Annotated in this window: 17 protein-coding genes; 8 read left to right on the top strand and 9 right to left on the bottom strand. The window is 63.4% G+C overall.

Translation table 11 applies throughout. The annotated features are described in order from the left end of the window. Positions 1-29: 29 nt before the first annotated feature. Positions 30-575 carry a GNAT family N-acetyltransferase gene (locus tag HGK27_RS01485; RefSeq protein ID WP_206238155.1) on the top strand — a complete coding sequence of 182 codons (546 nt, stop codon included), beginning with the start codon at positions 30-32 and terminating at the stop codon, positions 573-575. Between the two features lie 118 nt (positions 576-693). On the opposite strand, the gene HGK27_RS01480 is transcribed toward HGK27_RS01485, so the two are convergent. Continuing rightward, a complete protein-coding gene (locus HGK27_RS01480; protein WP_157099171.1) occupies positions 694-870 on the bottom strand; it encodes a hypothetical protein in 177 nt (58 codons plus the stop codon). 255 nt (positions 871-1,125) lie between these two features. Between HGK27_RS01480 and polA the strand changes: the two genes are divergently transcribed. Both polA and HGK27_RS01470 read left to right on the top strand, forming a co-directional pair. Beyond that, positions 1,126-4,035 (top strand): DNA polymerase I, encoded by a 2,910-nt coding sequence (gene polA / locus HGK27_RS01475; protein WP_206238154.1) that lies wholly within the window; start codon positions 1,126-1,128, stop codon positions 4,033-4,035. A 46-nt stretch (positions 4,036-4,081) separates the two neighbouring features. After that, positions 4,082-5,188, top strand: a complete 1,107-nt coding sequence (locus HGK27_RS01470; protein WP_206238152.1) for a mechanosensitive ion channel family protein — start codon at positions 4,082-4,084, stop codon at positions 5,186-5,188. A gap of 834 nt (positions 5,189-6,022) precedes the next feature. Here the strand turns inward: HGK27_RS01470 and HGK27_RS01465 are convergent. The 7 genes from HGK27_RS01465 to hisS all read right to left on the bottom strand — a co-directional run bounded on the left by HGK27_RS01465 (position 6,023) and on the right by hisS (position 14,563). Continuing rightward, complete coding sequence (locus HGK27_RS01465) at positions 6,023-6,805, bottom strand: universal stress protein (protein WP_206238150.1); 783 nt, start codon at positions 6,803-6,805, stop codon at positions 6,023-6,025. Positions 6,806-6,964: 159 nt separating this feature from the next. Further along, a complete protein-coding gene (metK, locus tag HGK27_RS01460; RefSeq protein ID WP_206238148.1) occupies positions 6,965-8,197 on the bottom strand; it encodes a methionine adenosyltransferase in 1,233 nt (410 codons plus the stop codon). A gap of 39 nt (positions 8,198-8,236) precedes the next feature. Further along, positions 8,237-9,838, bottom strand: a complete 1,602-nt coding sequence (lnt, locus tag HGK27_RS01455; protein ID WP_206238146.1) for an apolipoprotein N-acyltransferase — start codon at positions 9,836-9,838, stop codon at positions 8,237-8,239. Between the two features lie 225 nt (positions 9,839-10,063). Further along, entirely contained in the window at positions 10,064-11,098 is a 1,035-nt protein-coding gene (locus HGK27_RS01450) for a DUF4167 domain-containing protein (protein WP_241126772.1), read from the bottom strand. 305 nt (positions 11,099-11,403) lie between these two features. Continuing rightward, complete coding sequence (prmC, locus tag HGK27_RS01445; protein ID WP_206238143.1) at positions 11,404-12,252, bottom strand: peptide chain release factor N(5)-glutamine methyltransferase; 849 nt, start codon at positions 12,250-12,252, stop codon at positions 11,404-11,406. After that, positions 12,245-13,312 carry a peptide chain release factor 1 gene (prfA, locus tag HGK27_RS01440; protein WP_206238141.1) on the bottom strand — a complete coding sequence of 356 codons (1,068 nt, stop codon included), beginning with the start codon at positions 13,310-13,312 and terminating at the stop codon, positions 12,245-12,247. Before prfA ends, prmC begins: the two co-directional genes overlap by 8 nt. Further along, on the bottom strand, positions 13,313-14,563 hold the full coding sequence (gene hisS / locus HGK27_RS01435) for a histidine--tRNA ligase (RefSeq protein WP_206238139.1): 1,251 nt from the start codon (positions 14,561-14,563) through the stop codon (positions 13,313-13,315). It lies immediately after the preceding gene. A 170-nt stretch (positions 14,564-14,733) separates the two neighbouring features. Here hisS and HGK27_RS01430 point away from each other — a divergent pair, with 170 nt between their 5' ends. From HGK27_RS01430 to HGK27_RS01415, 4 genes are all read left to right on the top strand, one after another. After that, the gene (locus HGK27_RS01430) at positions 14,734-16,710 is read left to right on the top strand and encodes a M61 family metallopeptidase (RefSeq protein ID WP_206238137.1); all 1,977 of its coding nucleotides are present in this window, start codon (positions 14,734-14,736) and stop codon (positions 16,708-16,710) included. Positions 16,711-16,714: 4 nt separating this feature from the next. After that, positions 16,715-17,386 carry a DUF1345 domain-containing protein gene (locus HGK27_RS01425; protein WP_206238136.1) on the top strand — a complete coding sequence of 224 codons (672 nt, stop codon included), beginning with the start codon at positions 16,715-16,717 and terminating at the stop codon, positions 17,384-17,386. A gap of 173 nt (positions 17,387-17,559) precedes the next feature. Then, positions 17,560-18,090 (top strand): inorganic diphosphatase, encoded by a 531-nt coding sequence (gene ppa / locus HGK27_RS01420; protein WP_068094741.1) that lies wholly within the window; start codon positions 17,560-17,562, stop codon positions 18,088-18,090. Between the two features lie 205 nt (positions 18,091-18,295). Next, entirely contained in the window at positions 18,296-19,360 is a 1,065-nt protein-coding gene (locus HGK27_RS01415) for an endonuclease NucS domain-containing protein (protein ID WP_206238134.1), read from the top strand. Positions 19,361-19,435: 75 nt separating this feature from the next. Here the strand turns inward: HGK27_RS01415 and HGK27_RS01410 are convergent, their stop codons facing one another. Next, a complete protein-coding gene (locus HGK27_RS01410; protein ID WP_206242677.1) occupies positions 19,436-20,782 on the bottom strand; it encodes a TldD/PmbA family protein in 1,347 nt (448 codons plus the stop codon). Between the two features lie 207 nt (positions 20,783-20,989). Here HGK27_RS01410 and lptB point away from each other — a divergent pair, with 207 nt between their 5' ends. Continuing rightward, positions 20,990-21,778 (top strand): LPS export ABC transporter ATP-binding protein, encoded by a 789-nt coding sequence (gene lptB, locus HGK27_RS01405; RefSeq protein WP_206238132.1) that lies wholly within the window; start codon positions 20,990-20,992, stop codon positions 21,776-21,778. Positions 21,779-21,780: the final 2 nt, after the last annotated feature.

Here is a 21,780-nt window from a genome sequence, read left to right as displayed (position 1 = left end):
TGTGCAGCCCCCTTTGGAAGACCAGCCTGATGACACAATATCTGGAAACCACCCGCCTGCTGCTGCGGCCTGTCGTGGCCGAAGATGCTCCGGCGGTGCAGGAGCAGTTCCCTGACTGGCGCATCGTGGAATTTCTCAATCCGCTGATCCCCTGGCCCTATCCGGCGGACGGCGCGGAAACCTTTATCCGCAATGTGGTCCTGCCCCGCATGGCCAGCGGCGCGGCCTGGCACTGGTCGATCCGCCTGAAAAGCGCGCCTGACAGGCTGGTGGGCGTCATTTCGCTTCAGGATGGCGAGAAGGACAATCGCGGCTTCTGGCTTAACCCTGATCTCTGGGGCCAGGGACTGATGAGCGAGGCCTGCGACACCGTCACCGCCTTCTGGTTCAAGGTGCTGGGCAAGCCCGTGCTGCGCGTGCCCAAGGCGGTGGGCAACATCGCCTCACGCCGCATTTCGGAGAAAACAGGGATGCGGGTCATCTGGCGGGGCGAGCGCGATTTCGTCTCAGGGCGCCACCTCACCGAAATCTGGGAAATCACGCGGGAGGAATGGCAGGCCCTGCGCGGCGCCTGACGCGCCCGGAAAGCAGGTATTTGATGCGCGCCCTCCGGCGCCGGGCAAAAGAAAAGGCGCGCGGATTTCTCCACGCGCCCAATCTTTTCTAATCTTTCGCGCGAAGGCGCGGAAAAGATTAGTTGCTCGAGGCAGCCGAGGTGGCGTCCACCGAGGCAGCCGAGTCAGCCGACACGGCGGTGTCAACAACGGTGTCAACCGATTCAGCCGAGGTGGCGGGAGCTTCGGTCTTGCCGCAAGCCGACAGGGTCAGAGCGGCGCCAGCGACGGCAGCGGCGAGAATGATCTTGCGCATGATGTATTCCTTGAACAGCGAGTGGACCACGCGCGACACCCTCCACTGGGGGTGGAGCGCCGTGCGGAAAGCCTACCGCAGGAGTAGACTTCGTCAGCCAGATAATCACCTTGGGCTTGCGATGCAAGCGCTAGTCGCGTCGAGATACGACAACTCGTCGCGGTGCAGCATGATAATTTAACCACAGACAAGGTGAACAGCCCCCCCGGAAGGCGGCTTTTCGTGTGCCTCAACAGGGGGTATGACGGGGAGGATATGAACCTTCCAGAAACAGCACCCGCCACCCTCCCCCTCGCTGAAAATGCGCCGGAAAACTGCGCAACTGACGGGCGCAGCCGCTGCCATCTCTATCTGGTGGACGGGTCGGCCTACATCTTCCGCGCCTATCACCGGCTGCCCCCGCTCACCAATCCGGCGGGCGTGCCGGTGGGGGCGGTCTATGGCTACACCACCATGCTGTGGAAACTTGCCGAAGACCTCCACAAGGCCGATGGACCCACGCATTTGGCGGTTATTCTGGACAAGGGCAGCAAAAGTTTCCGCAATGACATCTACCCCGATTACAAGGCGAACCGCCCGCCGCCGCCCGAAGATCTGGTCCCCCAGTTCCCGCTGATTCGGGAGGCGACGCGCGCTTTCAGCCTGCCCTGCATCGAGGAAGCCGGGCTGGAAGCCGACGATCTGATCGCCTCCTACGCGCGCGCCGCCGTGGCGCAGGGCTGGGACGTGACGATCGTCTCCTCCGACAAGGATCTGATGCAGCTGGTGGGCGACCATCAAAGCGGCGCGCGGATCGACATGCTCGACACGATGAAAAATCTGCGGATCTTCCTTCCGGAGGTCGCGGAAAAATTCGGTGTAACGCCCGACAGGGTCGGTGACGTGTTGGCGCTGATGGGCGATTCGGTGGATAACGTGCCCGGTATTCGCGGCATCGGCCCCAAAACGGCCACGAAACTGATCGTCGAACATGGCGATCTCGAATCAGCTCTGGCCGCTGCACCGACGATGAAGGCCAGCAAGCTGCGCGACAGTCTGATCGAGCAGGCCGATATGGCACGCCTCTCGCGCGTGCTGGTGGCGCTGAAGGAGGATGCGGCGCTGCCGATGCCGCTGGATGATTTCAAGCTGGGCCAGATCCCGCCCGAGCCTTTGGCCGCATTTTTGAGCGAACACGGCTTTTCCAGCCTGCTGAAGCGCCTGGATGGCGGACGCGGCAGCCCGGAGCGTGCGACGCAGCTTCATCCCGCCAAACCCGCGAATGCTTCGGCAGCCCCTGCTGCTCTGGCTGGCCCTCAGGCACCCGCTGCTTTGCCCGCCATCAATGTGGAGGGCTACGATTGCGTCACCACATTGGAGGCTTTGGACAGCTGGATCGAGCGTTGCTTCGCCGCCCGCGTGGTGGCCTTCGACACAGAGACCAGCGCTCTGGATGCCATTGGTGCCGATCTGGTTGGTGTCAGCCTGTCGATTGGTGCGGGTCAGGCTTGCTACATTCCGCTGGGCCATGGCGGCACCGATATGTTCGCCGAAAAGCCCGAGCAGATCGACCGCAATACCGCCCTCGCCCGCCTTAAGCCGCTGCTGGAAAGCGATGCGGTGCTGAAAGTCGGCCAGAACGCGAAGTACGATCTCAACGTGCTGGCGCGTTTCGGCATCACCGTGGCGCCGCTCGACGACACGATGGTCATCAGCTTCGATATGGACGCCGGACGCAGCGAGGACGGCATCGGCGGCGGCCATGGCATGGATGAGCTGGCACGCCGCCATCTCGATCACACCTGCATCTCCTTCAAGGAGGTCTGCGGCACCGGCAAGAAGGCGATCAGCTTTGCCGAAGTGCCGCTGGCCCGCGCCACGCAATATGCCGCCGAGGACGCCGAGGTGACCTGGCGCCTGCATCGCCTGCTGAAACCCCGCCTCTCGCATGAATCGGCCACGCGCATCTATGAGCGTGTCGACCGCCCGCTGATCCCCGTGGTCGCGGGCATGGAGCGGCGCGGCATCCGGGTGGATCGCGACAAGCTGGCAGGCCTGTCCTCGCAATTTGCCGAGGCCATCGGCGCGCTGGAGGGTGAGGTGCATGAGCTGGCCGGCCAGCCCTTCACCATCGGCAGCCCCAAGCAGCTGGGCGAGATCCTCTTCGACAAGATGGGTCTGAAGGGCGGCAAGAAGGGCAAGACCGGGCAATATTCCACCGATCAGTCGGTGCTGGAAAAGCTGGAGGCCGAAGGCGTGCCTATCGCACGCAAGGTGCTGGAATGGCGCCAGCTTTCCAAGCTGCGCTCGACCTACACCGAGGCGTTGCAGGCCGCGATCAGCCCCGTCACAGGCCGCGTCCACACCTCCTATTCGCTGGTGGGCGCGCAGACCGGGCGCCTCTCCTCCACCGAGCCCAATCTGCAGAACATCCCGATCCGCACCGAGATCGGGCGGCAGATTCGCGACTGTTTCGTCGCCGATCCGGGCCATGTGATTCTCTCGGCGGACTACAGCCAGATCGAACTGCGTCTGGCCGCGCATATGGCCGATGTGCCCGAGCTGAAGGCGGCCTTCGCGGCAGGGGCGGACATTCACGCCGCCACCGCTCAGGAGCTGTTCGGCCATGTCGACCGCGAGACGCGCGGGCGTGCCAAAACCATCAACTTCGCCATCCTCTATGGCATCAGCCGCTGGGGCCTCGCTCCGCGCCTGGGCGTCACGCCCGAGGAAGCGCAGGGCATGATCGACACCTATTTCCAGCGCTTCCCCGGCATCCAGCGCTATATCCATGACACGCTCTCCAGCGTGCGTGAGAAGGGCTATTCGGAGACGCTGTTCGGCCGCAAATGCTGGTTCCCGCGTATTGGTTCCAAGAACCAGGCCGAACGTCAGGGCAGCGAGCGCGCCGCGATCAACGCCCCGATTCAGGGCACCTGCGCCGACATCATCAAGCGCGCCATGGCCCAGATGGAGCCTGCGCTGGCCGAAGCGGGCCTGCCCGGCGTGAAGATGCTTCTGCAAGTCCACGACGAACTGGTCTTCGAAGTGCCCGAGGGCGATGTCGAGGCCGCCAGCGCGGTGATCCGTCAGGTGATGGAACAGGCCGCCCTGCCCTCCGTCACCATCGGCGTGCCGCTGGGCGTGGAAATCGGCAAGGGGCCAAGCTGGGGCGCGGCGCACTGATGATGCTTCATCCGCGCTTCAGGCGGAGGGCGGCAGAGGCGCGGGCATGATCCCCCGCATCGCGCTCAAACCTCTGGACCTGCATCCCATTGCGCTGGCCACCAGCGCGCTCGATCCTGACCAGTTGCCCTCCACCTCCGAGGTGATGCACTGGTCGGGCCGCCTCACTCACGCCACCGTGGCGGCGGGCAGCGCGGTGCTGGTGGCGCTGGCGCTTCATGCGGTGCTGTTTGCCCTGCTACGGCGGTTGGGGCGACGCTCGCAAAGCCACACCGAGGCCGAGGTGGCCAGTGGATTTAACCAATCGGTCCGCTGGTCCTTTGTGGCGGTGGGCCTGTCGATTGCGGCCGATGCGGATCGCATGGTCAGCCATATCTGGATGGCGGTGGCGGGTTTTATCGTGCCCGCGCTCACCGGATGGGTGATTTACGCTGGCGTAAAGACCGGCGCTGAGCTGCTCAGCGCGCGCATCCTGACGCATGATGACGAGATGACTGCGCGCAGCCGCTCGACGCGAATCACACTGCTGTCGCGCTCGCTGGGCTTTGTGATCATCTTTGTCACCGTGGCGATGATTCTGCTGGGCTTTCCGGCGGTGCGGCATGTGGGCGCCACGCTGATCGCCTCGGCGGGTCTGATCGGTCTGGCGATGGGTGCTGCGGCCCAGCCTGCGTTGAAATCGCTGGTGGCGGGCATTCAGATTGCCCTCACCCAACCCATCCGCATCGGCGACTATGTGGTGGTGGACAACGAGAGCGGAAGGGTGGAAGACATCCGCCTGAGCTATGTGGTGATGCGGACCGGTGACGAGCGGCGGCTGATCATCCCCACCGCAAAGTTTCTCGACACCAGTTTCCAGAACTGGACACGGGTTGGCGGCATCACCGGATCGGTGGTTTTGCCGATCCGCCCCGGTTTCCCCATCGAGCCGATGCGCGCAGCCTATCTGACGGCGCTGGGGGATCATCCGGATTGGGACAAGCGCACCGGGCAATTGCAGGTCTCCGAGGCCAAGGTCGGCTTTGTCGAGATCAAGCTGGTGATGAGCGCCACCGACCCCAATGCACTGGGCGGTCTGCGGCTGGCGATGCGTGAGACCATGCTGGAATGGCTGCGCGAGCATCAGCCCGATTCGCTCTGCATGACCACCTGATCCGCGAGCCAAATCGGCTTGCAAACTCGGTTCGTCGCATGACTCGCGACGCCGCGCCAAACTGGCACGTTGATTGGCAAAGAAAAAGGCCCAGCTGAAACAGCCAGGCCGTGAAAGTTTTGGGAGAGGATGCCTGAAAGGCAGTTCCTATATGCGCCTCGGCCGGATTTTGTGCAAGTGCGAAAAACTACGTGGCCGATGACAATTTCTGAAACACCCCCGAAACACGCCGCCCTTTCTTATACTTTAGGTCGGATTACGCGGAATTCGTCATCACCTTGGTTTTTGGATCCGGCATCGCGCTGCAGTGCAAAAGAACACGCAAGATTTCTGATTTCAAAAGAGCTTAGCGAGGCCGGCTGGCTTCTTTGATTCTTGCTGCCGGGTCGGGAGGATCGCCTGCCTTGCGAAAAGCCACCACAAGGTGACTCGCCTTGCCTGCGAACAGGCCCAAGCCATCGCCACGCGGGCGATGGACAAAAAAAGGCCCAGCTGAAACAGCCGGGCCATGGAAGTTTTGGGAGAGGATGCCTGAAAGGCCTGTTCCGTATGGTCTTCTCAGCCGATTCACGCAATTGCAAAATTATCACGAACCATTGATATTGAGTGATTTTTTAGCGATGAATTCCATCTTATTGTTTTTCATTGATATTAATCGATAAATCGCTTTCGGAAAAATCGTGAAAATCCGAGATTTGGGATTTTCCCTCAAATATGAAAACCATTTAGGATTTTTTCAGATTGAAACCGCTTTCCAATTCGTGAAATCAGACCACAACCGGGATAATTTATCCCGGAAGTTTAAAAGCTAGCGTATCTGAAAGCCAATTTGGTTCAATTTGCCAGAAACAAGGTCGGCCCGGCGCTGTCTTCCAGAAAATAGCGCGTCACGCCGCCCAGCAGGAACTCGCGCAAGCGGCTATGACCGTAAGCCCCCATCACCAGCAGATCGGCCTGCAGCTCCGCCAGCGCCGCATCCAGCGTCACGGCAACCGAGGCGGAGCGCTCCACTTCCACGACCTCGGCCTTCACGCCATGGCGCGCCAGATATTTCACCGCATCACAGACCGGAAAACCGCCGCTCTTTTCCGCCACGGTCAGCACATGCACCCGCTCGGCCTGAGCCAGCAGCGGCACCGCCAGACGCAGCGCCGAAGCCGCCTCATCTCCCCCATCCCAGGCCACACAGACCACTGACGGCGGCAAGAGCGTCACCCCGTCGCGCGGCATCACCAGCACCGGCGTGGCCCCGCGCAGCACCACCTCGCCCACGAAAGGCTGCCCGCGCGACAGCACCACCACATCGTTCAGCCGCGCCGCCTCGGCGATGGCATCTGCGGGTTCGTCCTCGGCGCGCAGGATGTCATAGGGCACATCCTCATTCAGCAGCCGCTTGTGCAACGCCTCGGCAAAGACATCGTCGCTGTCGACCGCCTCACGCACGATATCGGCGGCCAGATAGCCGCTGCCCATGGCATCGGTCGCCAGATAGCGCGCCACGGGCGTGTCGATCAGCACGGTGAGATGGCCGCTGTTGGCGCGGGCCAGCGACAGAGCCGCTTGCAGCCGGTTCTCGCTGTCAGGGCGGCGGTCGGCAAGGACAAGGATCGAGCGCATGGAGGGTCTCCCGGCGCGGCGGCGAAGAAGAACCGCCGCATGCCAGTAAAATGCTCCAAAGCGGGAGCGGTGCCATGATTCAGGTCAAACCCGCGGCGCGCCAACAAAAAAGGCGCGCCCTTGCGGACGCGCCCTCTTGTTCCGGATCCGGAAGGTGGCTCAGGCCAGCGCGGGCACCTCGGCCACGGCATCCTTCAGGGCATCGGCCAGATCGGTGCGCTCCCAGGGGAAGAAATCGCCCTCGGCCTGACGACCGAAGTGGCCGTAAGCAGCGCTCGGCTGATAGATCGCCTTGTTCAGGCCCAGACCGGTGCGGATGCCACGCGGCGTCAGACCGCCCAGCGAAGCCTCTGCCACCTTGGCGATGGCCTTTTCCAGCACCGCATCGTCCACCGTGCCGGTGCCATGGCTGTCGACATAGAGCGAGAGCGGGCGCGACACGCCGATGGCATAGGCCAGCTGGATCGTCACGCGCTTGGCAAGGCCGGCGGCAACCACGTTCTTGGCGAGATAACGCGCCACGTAAGCCGCCGAACGGTCAACCTTCGTCGGGTCCTTGCCCGAGAAAGCGCCGCCGCCATGCGGAGCCGCGCCGCCGTAGGTGTCCACGATGATCTTGCGACCGGTGACGCCAGCGTCACCATCGGGGCCGCCGATCTCGAAGCTGCCGGTGGGGTTGATGTGCCAGACGGTGGCGTCCGACACGAAGCCCTCGGGCAGGATGCCGGTGACGGTCTTCTTCACATAGGCCTGCAGCTCGGCGGCCTTCTCGCCCTCGTCATAGCCCTTGGCATGCTGGGTCGAGACGACGATGGCGGTGGCGGCCACGGGCTCGCCGTTCACGAAGCGCAGGGTCACCTGGCTCTTGGCGTCGGGCTCAAGGAAAGGAGCCGCGCCCGAGTGGCGGTCATCGGCCAGCGCCTGCAGGATCTTGTGGCTGTAATACAGCGTGGCGGGCATCAGATCGGGGGTTTCGTCACAAGCGAAACCGAACATGATGCCCTGGTCGCCCGCGCCCTCATCCTTGTTCGCGCCCGCGTCCACGCCCTGAGCGATATGCGCCGACTGGGCATGCAGGCGGTTGATGAACTCGAAGGTCTCCCAGTGGAAACCATCCTGCTGATAGCCGATGCGCTTGACCGTCTCGCGCACGGTCTTCTCGATCTCTTCCTGAGCGCCCGGCGCCCATTCATCGTTCTCGAAGATGCCCTTGCAGCGGATTTCGCCCGCCAGCACCACCAGCTGGGTGGTGGTCAGCGTTTCGCAGGCGATACGCGCTTCGGGATCTTTCGAGAGGAACAGGTCGACGATGGCATCGCTGATCTGGTCGGCAACCTTGTCAGGATGCCCTTCGGAGACGCTTTCAGAGGTGAAGAGATAGTCGCTGCGCATAACCGTCCTGCGATATAAAGGAAGCTTTATGTCCCCTTCCTACGCTTCCTTGCGCCGCAACACAAGAGCGCTGCCGCCAAGAAGAAGCAGGGCCCAGACAAGCGGAAGTGTATTGCCCATCCGCGCAAACAGTGTGGGAGCATGCGCAGGCGGCACGAATCCATCGAAACGGGCCCCCACCCCGCGCGGTGCGGCATGGCGGATCACCCCATCGGCATCGACCACCGCGCTCACCCCATTGGTGGTGGAGCGCAGCACCGGCAGACCTTCCTCAATCGCCCGCATACGGGCCTGCGCGAGGTGTTGCGGCGGCCCCCAATCGCCGAACCAGCCATCGTTGGAGGGGTTCACGATATAGTCCGGGCGATGATCGCGATCGACAACCTGCCCGGAAAAAATGATCTCGTAACAGATCTGCATCCCGGCCTTGCCGAGGTCGGCCAGATCCATCGTGCGCGGGCCGGGACCGGGACGAAAGTCTATCTCTCCGGGCACCAGCCGGGCGAGGCCCAGCGGTTCCAGAATCTCGCGCATGGGCAGATATTCGCCGTAAGGCACCAGATGGGCCTTGGCATAGCTGCCGATGATGCGCCCATGACCATCCAGCGCGGTGATCACATTCTGGCCGCTCTCGGCAACCTTGCCCTTGATGTCGAGATCGACCGAGCCGGTCAGCAGCACACTGTTGATGCCCGCCACCCGGCCCAGCCGCAGCCGGGCCAGCGTGGGATCGCCATAAGCGGTGCTGTCATAGAACCACGAAGGATAGCCATCGCGCATAAAGTCCGGCACGCCCGATTCCGGCCAGAGCAGGATACGGCGGTCAGCGGCATGCAGCGGAAAGGACAGGCGAGCGGTCTGCTGGAACTGCAGCTCGAAATTGGCAGGATCGTTGAGAACCTCCTGCTCGATGTTGGGCTGCACCAGCGTATAGGGAATATGGCCCTCCGCCGGATGGGAAGGCGCAGGCCAGAGCAGCGCGCCGCCGGTCAGCACGGCAGGCACGGCGATCAGCGCGGCGGCTTGCGGGCGACGGGCAGGCCAGAGCATCACGCCCACCGCCATCGCCGCCGCCAGCCCGGCGGCCAGCCCGGAGAGCGCATAGGTGCCCAACCATGGCAGCAGCACCGCCAGCCCGATATGGCTGCCATCGCCCATCAGCGCCACGCCCAGCGGGTTCCACGCAAAGCCGGTGAACAGCCAAGAGCGCAGCCACTCGCTGAGAAGCCATGAGGCAGCGAACCCCGGCACCAGCGCCAGAGGCTGGCGACGAAAAACCCACGCCCCGCCAGCCGCCAGCGCCGGAAACACCGCCAGATAGAGCGAGAGCAGCACCACCGCGATGCCGCCCAGCCAGCCGGGCATCTTGGCCTGATAGGTGAAGGCGGCGGCGATCCAGCTGTTGCCGGCGGAAAAATGCCCCACGCCCCAGACCCAACCGATCAGCGCGGCGCGCTGCCATGAAGGCGCCCGCGCCACCAGCCAGACCAGCCCTCCCACGCCCAGCAACATGGCGGGCCAAAGAGCCAGCGGCTGGAAGCCCAGCGCGGCGACCGCGCCCAGAGCGATGATCAGCGCGGCATATCCGCTGCCGCGAAGCAGGCGCTGCAGCTTTGAAGGAGAGGGGGAAGTTTCAGCCATGGCGGGTGGCTTAGAGCATCGTGCGAAAAAGTGGGAACCGGTTTTTCGCGCAAGATGATGCGACAGCAAAAAGCTGGAGTGTTTTGCAGACAGGTGGAATCACCCAGCCTTCAAGAAAACGCGGAACGCACAAAAACCCGGGGCGGTTGGCCCGATAGCATCGGATCAACCGCCCCGGTCTTGTCTGGTTTGCCCGCCCTCCGTCAGCCGGAGGGCAGCGCAAGATCAGCCGATCTGCTCGGCCTCAGCGGCCTTGGCGGCGGCTTCGGCAGCCTTTTCAGCCGCCGTCTTGCGCGGCGCGCGCGGGCGCTTGGGCTTCTCGGCGGGCACCGCAACCTCGGCGACGGGCTCGGCAGCAGGGGCCGGAGCCGCAACCGGAGCCTCGGCAGCCGCTTCGCTCTTGCGGCCAGCCGAGATCGACGGCGGCAGAGAAGAGGCATCGAAGCTCGGCGGCGTTACCGCTGCGGCAGGAGCCTCGGCTTCAGCGCGCGGCTCGGCCTTGCGGCGGGGGCGCTCTTCACGGCCCTCGCGGCGTGGACGCACGCCGCGGTTCGCGCGGGTTTCGCGCAGGAAGGGGTTTTCGGCGGGCTCATAGACCACCGACTGACCTTCCGCCTCGGGTTGCGCCTCAGCCGATTCGACGGGAGCGGCAACCTGTTCGCGGGGTTCATGCTCGCGATTGTCGCGCTGGCGGTTATCGCGGTTATCGCGGTCGCGATTATCGCGCTCACGGTAGTCGCGCTGCTCACGCTGCCCCTGCTCGTCGCGGCGGCGATGGTCGCCCCGCGATTGATCGGCACGCGGCTGCTCGGAACGCTGTTGATCCGAGCGCTGCTCGTTGCGGGGCTCTTCACGCTCGCGGCGGGTGTAGACCGGCTGATCGAAGGTGGGGAAATCGCTCTCCACCGAGAATTCAGCGGCGTCTTCGCCTTCATCGCGGAACGGTTCACCATTGTCCTGCCAGCGGTCCTCACGGCGGGCGCGGGCCTCTTCCTGGCGCAGACGGGTGTCAGCGATCACGCGGAAATAATGGTCGGCGAACTGGAGATAGTACTCCGCCGTCACCCGGTCGCCATTGAGATGGGCGTCATGGGCCAGCTTGCGGTACTTTTCCAGCAGCTGGGGCGCATTGCCCCGCGCCCGGCTGTCAATGCGGTTGAGCTGCGCCCCACCGCCATTGCCCTGCGGGCGACCATTGCCGTTGCCATTACCGCGGCTGCGCCGACGGTTGTTGTTGTTGTTACCACGATTGTTGTTCAAGGGATCGGTCTTCCTTAAACCGGACTGCCACGCGGCCATAATGCGCCGCCGGATCAGCCATCCGTCCTATCCTTCGGCCCTTCCCCCGGGGCCTATTGTTTGACGTGAGCCTGTAAGGCCCTGCGCCCGATCGGTTCGTTCAAGCCCGAACCGCATCTGGCCCGCCTGCATGTGCCAAGACCTTTGAGCGGAATGCCCGGCCCCGACATGGATGCTGGAGTTCGGCCTGCCAGAGGGGAAGATTTCATCCCTCGGCGTGCCTTGGCTTCATTTAGGGGTCATGGGGCCAAAAGCCAAGCGGAATCTTAATGCGACGAAGGTGCAGAGGAAGAAATTTCCAGCACGCGGGGCCGATCGCCAAGATCGCGATGAAGCTTTGCGGTGAGGCCTTGGGCTTCCGCCAGAGCAGACACAGCTTCGGCTTGGGTATAGCCGATCTCGATCAGGGCCACGCCGCGCGGCGCCAGCAGGGCGGGCAGCGCGGGCAGGATGATGCGGTAATCGTCCAGACCCTCGGCCCCGGCGAAAAGGGCGCTGGCCGGTTCGTGATCGCGCACGGAAGGATCGAGCAGGGCTTTCTCCTCGACATAGGGCGGGTTGGCGAGGATCAGGTCGAACTGGCCCAGATCTGTGGTCCAATCGGATTGCGTCCAGTCTCCGGGGCGCAGATCGGCGCGTGGGGTGAGGTTGAGGGCCTGCGCATTGGCGCGAGCCACGGCCAGCGCGCCCGGCGAGCGTTCGATGCCGATGCCTTGCGCCCCGGGCAGGTTGTGTAACACCGCCAGCAGCAGAGCGCCGGACCCCAGCCCCAGATCGAGGACGCGTTTGGCGTCAGGTCTGGCGGCCAAAGCAGCCTCCACCAGCACCTCGCTATCACCACGCGGGATCAGCACATCAGAAGAGACTTTGAAGTCCAGCCCGAAAAATTCCTGCGATCCGGTGATATAGGCGACGGGTTCATGGCGCAGACGCCGGTCGATCAACGCTGCGAAAGTTTCAGGCACGGCATTGCGCCCATGGCTGAGCAACATCGCGGAGCGCGTCACCCCCAGCGCATGGGCCATCAGCACTTCGGCATCGAGGCGCGCCGTGTCGCTGGTTTCCGCCAGACGCGTTGCAGCCTCGCGCAGCGCCTGCGTTACCGTGTCACTCACCGATGGCGGCCAGACGCTTGGCCTGATCCTCGGCGATCAGCGCATCGACCAGTTCAGTCAGCCCCGGCCCTTCCAGCACTTCGGGCAGGCGGTGCAGGGTCAGGTTGATGCGATGGTCCGTCACGCGGCCCTGCGGGAAATTGTAGGTGCGGATGCGCTCGGAGCGGTCGCCGCTGCCGACCATCGCCTTGCGCGCTTCGGCCTCGGCGCCCTGCGCTTCAGCGCGGCGCTGGTCGTAGATGCGCGTGCGCAGCACCTGCATGGCCTTGGCCTTGTTCTTGTGCTGGCTACGCTCGTCCTGACAGATCACCACGATGCCGGTGGGTAAATGCGTCAGGCGCACCGCCGAATCGGTTGTGTTGACGTGCTGACCGCCCGCGCCCGACGCGCGATAGATATCGATCTTGATGTCCTTGTCATCGAGCTGGACATCGACCTCATCGGGCTCGGGCAGCACGGCGACGGTGGCGGCGCTGGTGTGGATGCGCCCGCCCGATTCCGTCACCGGCACACGCTGCACGCGATGCACGCCGCTCTCGAACTTCAGCTTGGCGAAGACCCCCTGCCCCGCAATGTTGGCAACCACTTCCTTGAAGCCGCCCAGCTCATTGGCGTTGACCGAGACGGTTTCCACACGCCAGCCCTGCTCGGCAGCGAAGCGTTCATACATGCGGTAGAGATCGGCGGCGAACAGAGCGGCCTCATCGCCGCCTGTGCCCGCGCGGATTTCCAGCATGGCCGGGCGGCTGTCGGCGACATCGCGCGGCAGCATGGCGATGGAGAGCGCGCGCTCGGCCTCGGGCAGATCCTCGCGCAGGCGGGCGAGTTCTTCCTCCGCCAGCGCGCGCATTTCGGGATCGTCCTGCATCGCCGAGAGATCGGCCTGCTCGACGCGCATGGCCGAGACGGCGGCGGCGGCGCGGGCCACCGGCTCCAGCTCGGCATAGTCGCGGCTGGCGGCGACGAACTCGCCGCCCTCCAGCGTGCCCGAGGCAAGCCGCGCCTCAAGCTGGGCAAAACGCGCCCCGATCTGCGCAAGGCGGGCGTCGGAAATGCTCATTTAGGCAATCAGAGCCTCGATACGCGCCACATCGCCATCGACATTGCGCAGGCGGGTAGTCAGGCCCTCGTCACCCCAGCCCAGCGCCAGAATGGCGCGGGTGTTCGATTTCACGGCCTTGTCGAAACGCTTGCGGGGGCTGCCGCTGGCGATCAGTTCGGCAGAAAGGCCGCCGCGACGCAGCGCCGCGACATGGCCCATGCCCACGGTCAGCGCACGATCATCCTCGACCACCACGGTGACCTCGGTGCGATCCTCAGCCACCTGACCGGCATCGGCCACCAGCATGGCAAGGCGCTCAATGCCCGCCGCCCAGCCGACAGCTGGAGTCGGCGCGCCGCCCAGCGATCCCATCAATCCGTCGTAACGCCCGCCGCCCAGCACGGTGCCCTGAGCGCCCAGCCGGTCGGTGACGAATTCGAACGCCGTGTGGCGATAGTAATCCAGCCCGCGCACCAGCGATTGCGCGCGTGTCCAGGCCACGCCCGCCGCATCCAGACCCGCCGTCACCTTGGCGAAGAAATCCTGCGCCTCGCTCGACAGGTAATCGTCGATCTTGGGGGCATCCACGGTGAAAGGCTTGTCGCGCGGGTCCTTGGAATCGAGGATGCGCAGCGGGTTGCGCTCAAGGCGGTCCTGCGAATCCTCGCTCAGGCTGGCCTTATGCTCGCGGAAATACTCGATCAACGCGGCGCGCCAGGCCTCGCGGCTTTCCCCATCGCCCAGCGTGTTGAGCTGCAGGGTCACGCCATCGGCAATGCCCAGCTCCTTCAGCAGCTGATCGGCCATCACCAGCAGTTCCACGTCAGCGGTGGGTTCCGCCGCGCCGATCACCTCGGCATCGAGCTGGTGGAACTGACGATAGCGGCCCTTTTGCGGGCGCTCGTAGCGGAACAGCGGGCCATGGGTCGCCAGCTTGACCGGCGCATACTGCTGCCAGCCATTGGTGATATAGGCCCGCGAAAGCCCCGCGGTGAACTCCGGGCGCAGGGTCAGCGATTCCCCGCCGCGATCCTCGAAGGAGTACATTTCCTTCGACACCACATCGGTCGTCTCGCCCAGCGAACGCGAAAACACCGTGGTCTTTTCGAATACCGGCATCTCCACCCGGCGGAAGCGGTACAGGCGGCGGATACGCTCGAAGGTCTCCACCACATGGGCGAAGGCCTCGGCATCGGCGCCGAAAATGTCCTGCGTGCCGCGGATGGCCTGCGGAGTCTCGATACGGGCGGGCTTTTCACTCTTGCTCATGGGCATGCCCGATAGCCGCCCGCGCGCGTAGAGTGAAGCACCTGTTTGCGCCGTTTGCACACAGTTCCACCTACATCAGTGTCAGTGAAGATATCAAAACTGCGCAATTCGCCATTTGCCCCGCAGAAGATTGTTGCGAGCCGCTCCGGTTCGCGCCAGATAAACGCCCCATGAACAAGCTCCGCAACGCCGCGCGTCTCGCGCTGACCCTCACCCTGACAGCCAGCACGCTGGCCGTTGCCCTCCCCGCCATGGCGCAGAGCGCGCAGAGCCTCCCGCGCTCCGCCCCGCAGGCCGTGCCGCTGCCCCACAGCGTGCCCGATGCGGTGGACACGCCCTATGTCGGCACCATCACGCTGGACATCGATGCCAGCGACACGGTGCGCGCGGCCTACCGCGTGACGGAAACCATCCCGGTTGCCGCCGGCACCAAGGATCTGATTCTGCAGTTGCCGCAGTGGATTCCGGGCCATCACTCGCCGGGCGGCACGATGGACCAGCTGGTCGGCGTGCAGTTCTTCGCCAACGGTAAGTTGCTGACATGGCACCGTGATCCGGTGGAAGTCTTCGCTTTCCACGTCGATGTGCCCGAGGGTACGCAGGCCGTCGTCGCCAAGTTCATCAACACCTCGCCGCTGCAGTCGAGCGAAGGCCGCGTGACCGTCACGCCCGATATGCTCAACCTGCAGTGGGACCGCATGAGCCTGTATCCGGCCGGCCATTACGTCCGCCAGATCAAGTTCAAGCCGACCGTGAAGTTCCCCACCGGCTGGGGCGTGGCCAGCGCGCTGGACGGCAAGACCCAGACCGGAGACACCGTGACCTGGAATGAGGTGGAGTACGACACGCTGGTCGATTCGCCCGTCTTCGCCGGTGTGAACTTCAAGCGATTCGATCTGGGCAAGGATGTCTCGCTCGATGTCGTGGCCGACCGCCCCGAGAATCTGAATGTGAAGCCCGAGAATGTCGCCGCCTATAAGGCGCTGGTGGATGAGGCCTTCATCAATTACGGCGCACATCACTTCGACCATTACGACATTCTGCTCGCCCTCTCCGACAAGCTGGGCGGCATCGGTCTGGAGCATCACCGCTCCTCCGAGAACTCGATGCAGCCCAAGGCCCTGACCGACTGGAAGGAGTTCGACTGGGCCCGCAACGTGATCCCGCACGAAATCAGCCACAGCTGGGACGGCAAGTTCCGCCGCTCGGCCAAGCTGTGGACGCCCGACTATCGCCAGCCGATGCAGGACAATCTGCTGTGGGTCTATGAAGGCCAGAACCAGTTCTGGGGTCTGGTGCTGGCGGCGCGCTCGGGCGTGCAGAGCAAGGAAAGCGTGCTGGGCGAATTCGCCGCTTACGCGGGCAACTTCACCTATGAGGCCGGCCGCGAATGGCGCAGCGTGGAAGACACCACGCATGATCCCATCATCGCCAACCGCCGCCCCAAGCCCTTCGCCACGATGGACCGCAACGAGGACTATTACACCGAAGGCGCGCTGGTCTGGGTGGAAGCCGACCAGATCATCCGCGAAGGCACCGGCGGCAAGAAGGGCCTGGACGATTTCGCCAAGGTCTTCTTCGGCATCAAGAACGGCGACTGGGGCGAAGTGCCCTATGAGTTCGAGGATGTCGTCACGGCGCTCAACACCGTCTACCCGCATGACTGGGCCAGCTTCCTCAAGACCCGCTTCCAGACGCCGGGCCAACCCGTGCCGCTGACCGGCATCGAGAAGGGCGGCTACAAGCTGGTCTGGAAGGAAGAGCCCAACCCCTATGAAAAGGGCCGCATCGGCATGTCGAAGGGCGGCGTCAGCCTGTCCTACTCGCTGGGCGTGGGCATCGACAAGGAAGGCAAGGTCACCAGCACCGTCTGGGGCAGCCCGGCCTTCAACGCGGGTCTGGTCACCGGTGCCAAGATCGTGGGCATCAATGGCCGCAGCTATGACGCGGACGATATGAAGGCCGCCGTCACCGCCGCCAAGACCAGCAACCAGCCGATCTCGCTGGTGGTCCAGCGCGGTGACCGGGTGCAGACCATCGCCATCGATTACCATGGCGGCCTGCGTTACCCCTGGCTGGAAAAGACCGTGAAGGGCGAGGCTGGCCTCGACCTGCTGCTGGCGCCGCGTCGCCCGGGCGCGAAGTAAGCGCATGGGGGCGAAACAGCCCCCGAAAGCGTGGGGATGGAGCTGGTTTCTGCCCCCACGCTTCATGCTGTTCCTGGCCAGTTTCGCGCTGGCCGGGGCAGCCCTGATGCCTTTGGCCCAGCGCTGGAGTCAGGCACTTTTGGGCGGTTTCGATGTCGGCGTGCTGGTCTTCAGCCTGTCGCTCTGGCCGCTGACCCGCGATCATACCCCCGGCGAAATGCGCCGCCATGCGCGCGACAATGACGCAAGGCGGCTGGGCGTGCTGATCATCACCAGCCTGCTGATGGCGGTGATGGTGACCGGCGTGGCGATCGAACTGCCCGATGCACGGCGCGAATCAGGCGCGGGCCATATGCTCTCGATGCTGCTGGTGCTGGCCTCTCTGGTGGTGGCCTGGGTCTTTTCCAATCTGATCTGCGCGCTGCATTACGCTCATCTCTTCTATGGCGACGGCACCGAGGGCGGGCTGAAATTCCCGGCGGATAAGGATGGCTATTGCCCCAACTTCTGGGATTTCGCCTATTTTTCCCTGACGATGGGCATGGCCTTTGCCACATCGGATGTGGCCATCACCGATCCGGCGATCCGCCGCTTTGCCACGCTGCATGGCGCGGCGGCCTTCTTTTACAATCTGATCGTGCTGGCTTTCACCATCAACGTCACCGCTGGCGGGTAAACGAGCGATCTCGGAACAATGCATCGCGCAAATGTTCCAAAATAGCGCTTTCGACATGCTTTCGACCCAAGGGCCCCGTTGCAATGCAGCAGAGCGCCGTCTAGGGCTGGCCTTAGGTAAGTTTCCTGCGCGACGGGCTGATGCCCTATGCGCGTTTCAAAACGATGGGTGCCATGGACATTTCCAAGATTTCGGTGGGCAAGAATCCGCCTGACAACCTCAATGTCATCATCGAAGTGCCCACCGGCGGCGAACCGGTGAAGTATGAGTTCGACAAGGATTCGGGCGCGCTCTTCGTGGACCGCATCCTGCACACGCCGATGCGCTATCCCGCCAACTATGGCTTCGTGCCGCACACGCTCTCGCCCGATGGCGATCCGCTCGATGCGCTGGTCGTGGCCCGCTCGCCCTTCGTGCCCGGTTCGGTGGTGCGCGCGCGCCCCATCGCCGTGCTGAATCTGGAAGATGAAGCCGGCGGCGACGAAAAACTGCTCTGCGTGCCCGACGACAAGACCTTTCCTTACTATGCCAACGTCAAGGAAAAGGAAGATCTGCCCGACATCATCTCGCAGCAGGTCGAGCACTTCTTCACCCATTACAAGGATCTGGAGAAGGAAAAGTGGGTCCGCGTGGGCACCTGGGGCACTGCCGCCGATGCTCGCCGCATCGTGATGGAAGCCATCGCGCGCTATCAGGCCAAGTAAGCTTTAAACGCTGAAGGCTGATATGAAGAGGCGGCTCCGCAAGGGGCCGCCTTTTTGCTGTGGAGCAAAATAATCGAAAAATTCTGCAATATACCCTTCAGTTTTATATAAAAAAATTCATCAACATCTATTCGAATATTCCTTAAATGTTTACCTTTATCTTGCAGGCCGATCACAACACGGGCCAGCCAGGGGAACGACAATCATGAACGAAGAGCAATATGCTGTCGCGCTTGGTCAACTACGGCAGGCCAAAGCAAAAATGGGCAGCGTTCAAGAGGTCGAGAAAATCGTCCTTGCCCGTAACGAGGTTCTGGCACGCTTTCAGCCTCTGCTACGGCCAGAGGCAATACCACATCTCTCGAAAGAAGAGATCAAGCCCTTCTTTTATTTTGAGAATAATAAGCACTGGTCGGGCCTTTTCCGGCAGGTCAACAGAATCTGCGGCGATATGACCGCATTTCGCGAGGCTCTCATGGTGCTGGTTGATGAAACTCAACCAATCGCAACCAGAGTGGATGAAGCTGTTTTCCGAATCAAAGGGCTGGGTAAAGGTATTGTCACAGCCCTGCTGCAAGTCGCTTACCCAGACAATTATGGGGTGTGGAACAACATTTCAGAAGGTGGCCTGATCACAACTGGCCTGATGCCGACCTTCCCACGCGGAACAAGTTTTGGCGCCAAATACGCTCAAATCAACGAAATTCTCAAAAGGCTTGGGCATGATCTGAATCTTGACCTCTGGACGCTCGACGCGTTGTGGTGGGCGCTGCAGCCAGACCACGAAGGAATGCCGGCTGCAGACGAATTCCCGAGCGACATTGTCGAAGCAAATTTTGACGGCAGGACCCAATTTGGCCTCGAACGCCATCTTCACGATTTTCTTTACGACAACTGGCCGAACATCAGCTTGGGGCAAAATTGGGAAACCTATTCCACACCTGAAGATCCAAACGCTGGTTACGAATATCCTTGTGAAGTCGGCAGAATAGACATTCTGGCTCGCCACAAGCACGAAAGACGTTGGCTAATCGTCGAATTAAAACGCGGGAAATCTTCCGATTCCACCGTCGGGCAAGTACTCAGATATATGGGATGGATTCAGAAGAATATTGCAGAGATCGGAGACACCGTTGAAGGCATCATTATCGCGCCAGAGGGTGACAATAAGCTTCATTATGCCGTTTCCGCAGTCAGCAACCTATCTTTCATGACCTATGAAGTCGATTTTCGGCTTCTCGATGCTGCGGACACAGACGCAGCAAGATAAATTGTAGCAGTTTCAAATGACTCTGGTTCCGCTTATCAGGCGAAGAACCAGAGTCATTTTCAAGGTGCCCCGCCCTCAATCCCCCGCCACAACCATGCCGTCCACGCGCAGGGTGGGCACATTGATCACACGCCAGTCTTCCAGATCGTCCGCCGGGGTCAGGGCGGCGAACATATCGATCAGATTGCCCGCGATGGTGAAGCCCGCCACCGGCTCCCCCACTTCGCCGTTGACGATGCGACGGCCCGAGGCGCCACGGCTGTAATCGCCCGTCACCGGGTTGATGCCATTGCCGATCAGATCGGTGATGTAGATGCCGTCCTTGATATCGGCCATCAGCGCCTGCGGGCTGATCGTGCCCGCACTCATGAACAGGTTGCTGCCGCCCACGCCGGGCGCGCCGCTCACCCCGCGCGCGGCATGGCCGGTGGGGGCAAGGCCCAGCTGGCGGCCGGTGGCGCTGTCCACCAGCCAGCCGGTCAGCACGCCATGTTCGATCAGCGCGCGGCGGGATGTAGGCAGACCCTCGCCATCGAAGGGGCGGGCGCGCATGCCCCGCTTCCAATGCGGATCGTCATGGATGGTGATCGCGCTGTCGAACAGCGTCTGCCCCAGCCGGTCGAGCAGAAAGCTGGAGCGCCGAGCCACCGAAGAGCCCGAAATGGCCCCCAGCAAAGGCCCCAGCAGCGATCCTGCCACACGCGGATCGAAGATGATCGGCATCGGACCACTCTTGACCCGCGCCGGATTGAGCCGCGCCACCGCCCGTTCGCCCGCCTGACGCCCGATCTCCGCAGGGGGCAGCAGATCGGCGCTGTGCCTTGCGCTGCGCCAGCCATGGTCGCGCTGCATGGCGCTGCCCTCGCCCGCCACGGCGCCCGCGCTCAGCGAGCGGTTGGTGCCAGCGTAAGCGCCCGCAAAGCCGTGGCTGGTGGCCAGCGCCACCACCGCGCCGCCCGCGCTGGCGCTGGCGCCCTCGCTGTTGGTGACGCCAGGGTAAGTGCGCGCGACCTCCTCCATCTCCATGGCCAGAGCGCGCAGATCCTGCGGGCTCAGCTGTTTGGGGTCGACCAGATCGAGATCGGGCAAGGCGCCTTTCACCAGCAGCTCTTCCGGGGCCAGCCCCGCATAAGGGTCCTCCGGCGCCAGACGCGCCATGGCGACAGCGCGATCCGCCAGCTCATCTAGCGCGGCATCGGAAAGATCGGAGGAGCCGATGGTGGCCGAACGCTGGCCGATAAACACCCGCAGGCCGATATGCTCGTTTTCCGAACGCTCGACATCCTCAAGCTGGCCCAGCCGCACCGTCACGCTTTCGGAAGCATCGCTGACATAGACCGCATCGGCAGCGTCAGCCCCGGCGCGGCGCGCGCGCGCGATCAGGGCGGAGGCGCGTTCCTGCGCGTCAGTGGTGCTCAGCATGATGGTGATGTCCTCAAGGATCGGGCGGGAAAGAGCCGTCAAAGTATCCGGCCTATTGCCCAGCCTCTAGCGGTCGACAGGGCGCGGGGCAATCTCCACCCCGGGTGTCGGAAAGGCATCACTCATGCGGCGATCCATGCACGAAACCTGCCAGAATGCATTCACCACCTTGCCCCGAGCGTATCCCGCGCCTAAATCACCGTTCTGATGACTGAAACCATCGCCCCTTCGGCCCCCGCCCCCTCGGCCAATGCCGGCTCCCTCAACCCCAGCTTCAGCGGGCTTGAGGTCGTCTCCATCGCCAAAAGCTATGACAAGCGCGCGGTGCTGACCGACATTTCGCTCTCCGTGGCGAAAGGCGAAGTGCTGGGCCTGCTGGGCCCCAACGGCGCGGGCAAGACCACCTGCTTCTATTCGATCATGGGTCTGGTGAAGCCGGATTCGGGGCGCATCCTGCTCGATGGCGTGGATATCACCAAGCTGCCGATGTACCGCCGCGCGGTGCTGGGGCTGGGCTATCTGCCTCAGGAAACCTCGATCTTCCGCGGCCTGACGGTGGAGCAGAACATCGGCTCGGTCCTCGAACTGGTCGAGCCCGATCCCGAAATCCGCGCCCGCGAGCTGGAGCGCCTGCTCGACGAATTCGGCCTGACCCGCCTGCGCGCCAGCCCGGCCATGGCCCTGTCTGGCGGTGAGCGCCGCCGCTGCGAGATTGCCCGCGCGCTGGCCGCCAGCCCCTCGATCATGCTGCTGGACGAGCCTTTCGCAGGCATCGATCCGCTCTCGATCGGCGACATCCGCCATCTGGTGAAGGATCTCAAAGGTCGCGGCATCGGCGTGCTGATCACCGACCACAATGTGCGCGAAACGCTGGATATCTGCGACCGCGCCACCATCATCTATGGCGGTCAGGTGCTGTTCGCGGGCAGCCCCGAGGCGCTGGTGGCCGATGAAAACGTGCGCCGCCTGTATCTGGGCGAGAACTTTTCACTATGATC

It is taken from the genome of Novosphingobium terrae (genome assembly GCF_017163935.1).
Taxonomy (GTDB): domain Bacteria; phylum Pseudomonadota; class Alphaproteobacteria; order Sphingomonadales; family Sphingomonadaceae; genus Novosphingobium; species Novosphingobium terrae.
Note: the sequence above shows the minus strand (reverse complement) of the source record. Positions and strands in the feature narration are given on the sequence as shown.

Excerpts from the sequence above, each read along its gene's own strand:
- HGK27_RS01425 (WP_206238136.1), top strand. The coding sequence starts at position 16,715 with ATGGGGGCGAAACAGCCCCCGAAAGCGTGGGGATGGAGCTGGTTTCTG.
- prfA (WP_206238141.1), bottom strand. The coding sequence starts at position 13,312 with ATGAGCATTTCCGACGCCCGCCTTGCGCAGATCGGGGCGCGTTTTGCC.
- metK (WP_206238148.1), bottom strand. The coding sequence starts at position 8,197 with ATGCGCAGCGACTATCTCTTCACCTCTGAAAGCGTCTCCGAAGGGCAT.
- hisS (WP_206238139.1), bottom strand. The coding sequence starts at position 14,563 with ATGAGCAAGAGTGAAAAGCCCGCCCGTATCGAGACTCCGCAGGCCATC.
- HGK27_RS01410 (WP_206242677.1), bottom strand. The coding sequence starts at position 20,782 with ATGCTGAGCACCACTGACGCGCAGGAACGCGCCTCCGCCCTGATCGCG.
- polA (WP_206238154.1), top strand. The coding sequence starts at position 1,126 with ATGAACCTTCCAGAAACAGCACCCGCCACCCTCCCCCTCGCTGAAAAT.
- HGK27_RS01465 (WP_206238150.1), bottom strand. The coding sequence starts at position 6,805 with ATGCGCTCGATCCTTGTCCTTGCCGACCGCCGCCCTGACAGCGAGAAC.
- ppa (WP_068094741.1), top strand. The coding sequence starts at position 17,560 with ATGGACATTTCCAAGATTTCGGTGGGCAAGAATCCGCCTGACAACCTC.
- HGK27_RS01470 (WP_206238152.1), top strand. The coding sequence starts at position 4,082 with ATGATCCCCCGCATCGCGCTCAAACCTCTGGACCTGCATCCCATTGCG.
- HGK27_RS01415 (WP_206238134.1), top strand. The coding sequence starts at position 18,296 with ATGAACGAAGAGCAATATGCTGTCGCGCTTGGTCAACTACGGCAGGCC.
- lptB (WP_206238132.1), top strand. The coding sequence starts at position 20,990 with ATGACTGAAACCATCGCCCCTTCGGCCCCCGCCCCCTCGGCCAATGCC.
- lnt (WP_206238146.1), bottom strand. The coding sequence starts at position 9,838 with ATGGCTGAAACTTCCCCCTCTCCTTCAAAGCTGCAGCGCCTGCTTCGC.
- HGK27_RS01430 (WP_206238137.1), top strand. The coding sequence starts at position 14,734 with ATGAACAAGCTCCGCAACGCCGCGCGTCTCGCGCTGACCCTCACCCTG.
- HGK27_RS01480 (WP_157099171.1), bottom strand. The coding sequence starts at position 870 with ATGCGCAAGATCATTCTCGCCGCTGCCGTCGCTGGCGCCGCTCTGACC.
- HGK27_RS01485 (WP_206238155.1), top strand. The coding sequence starts at position 30 with ATGACACAATATCTGGAAACCACCCGCCTGCTGCTGCGGCCTGTCGTG.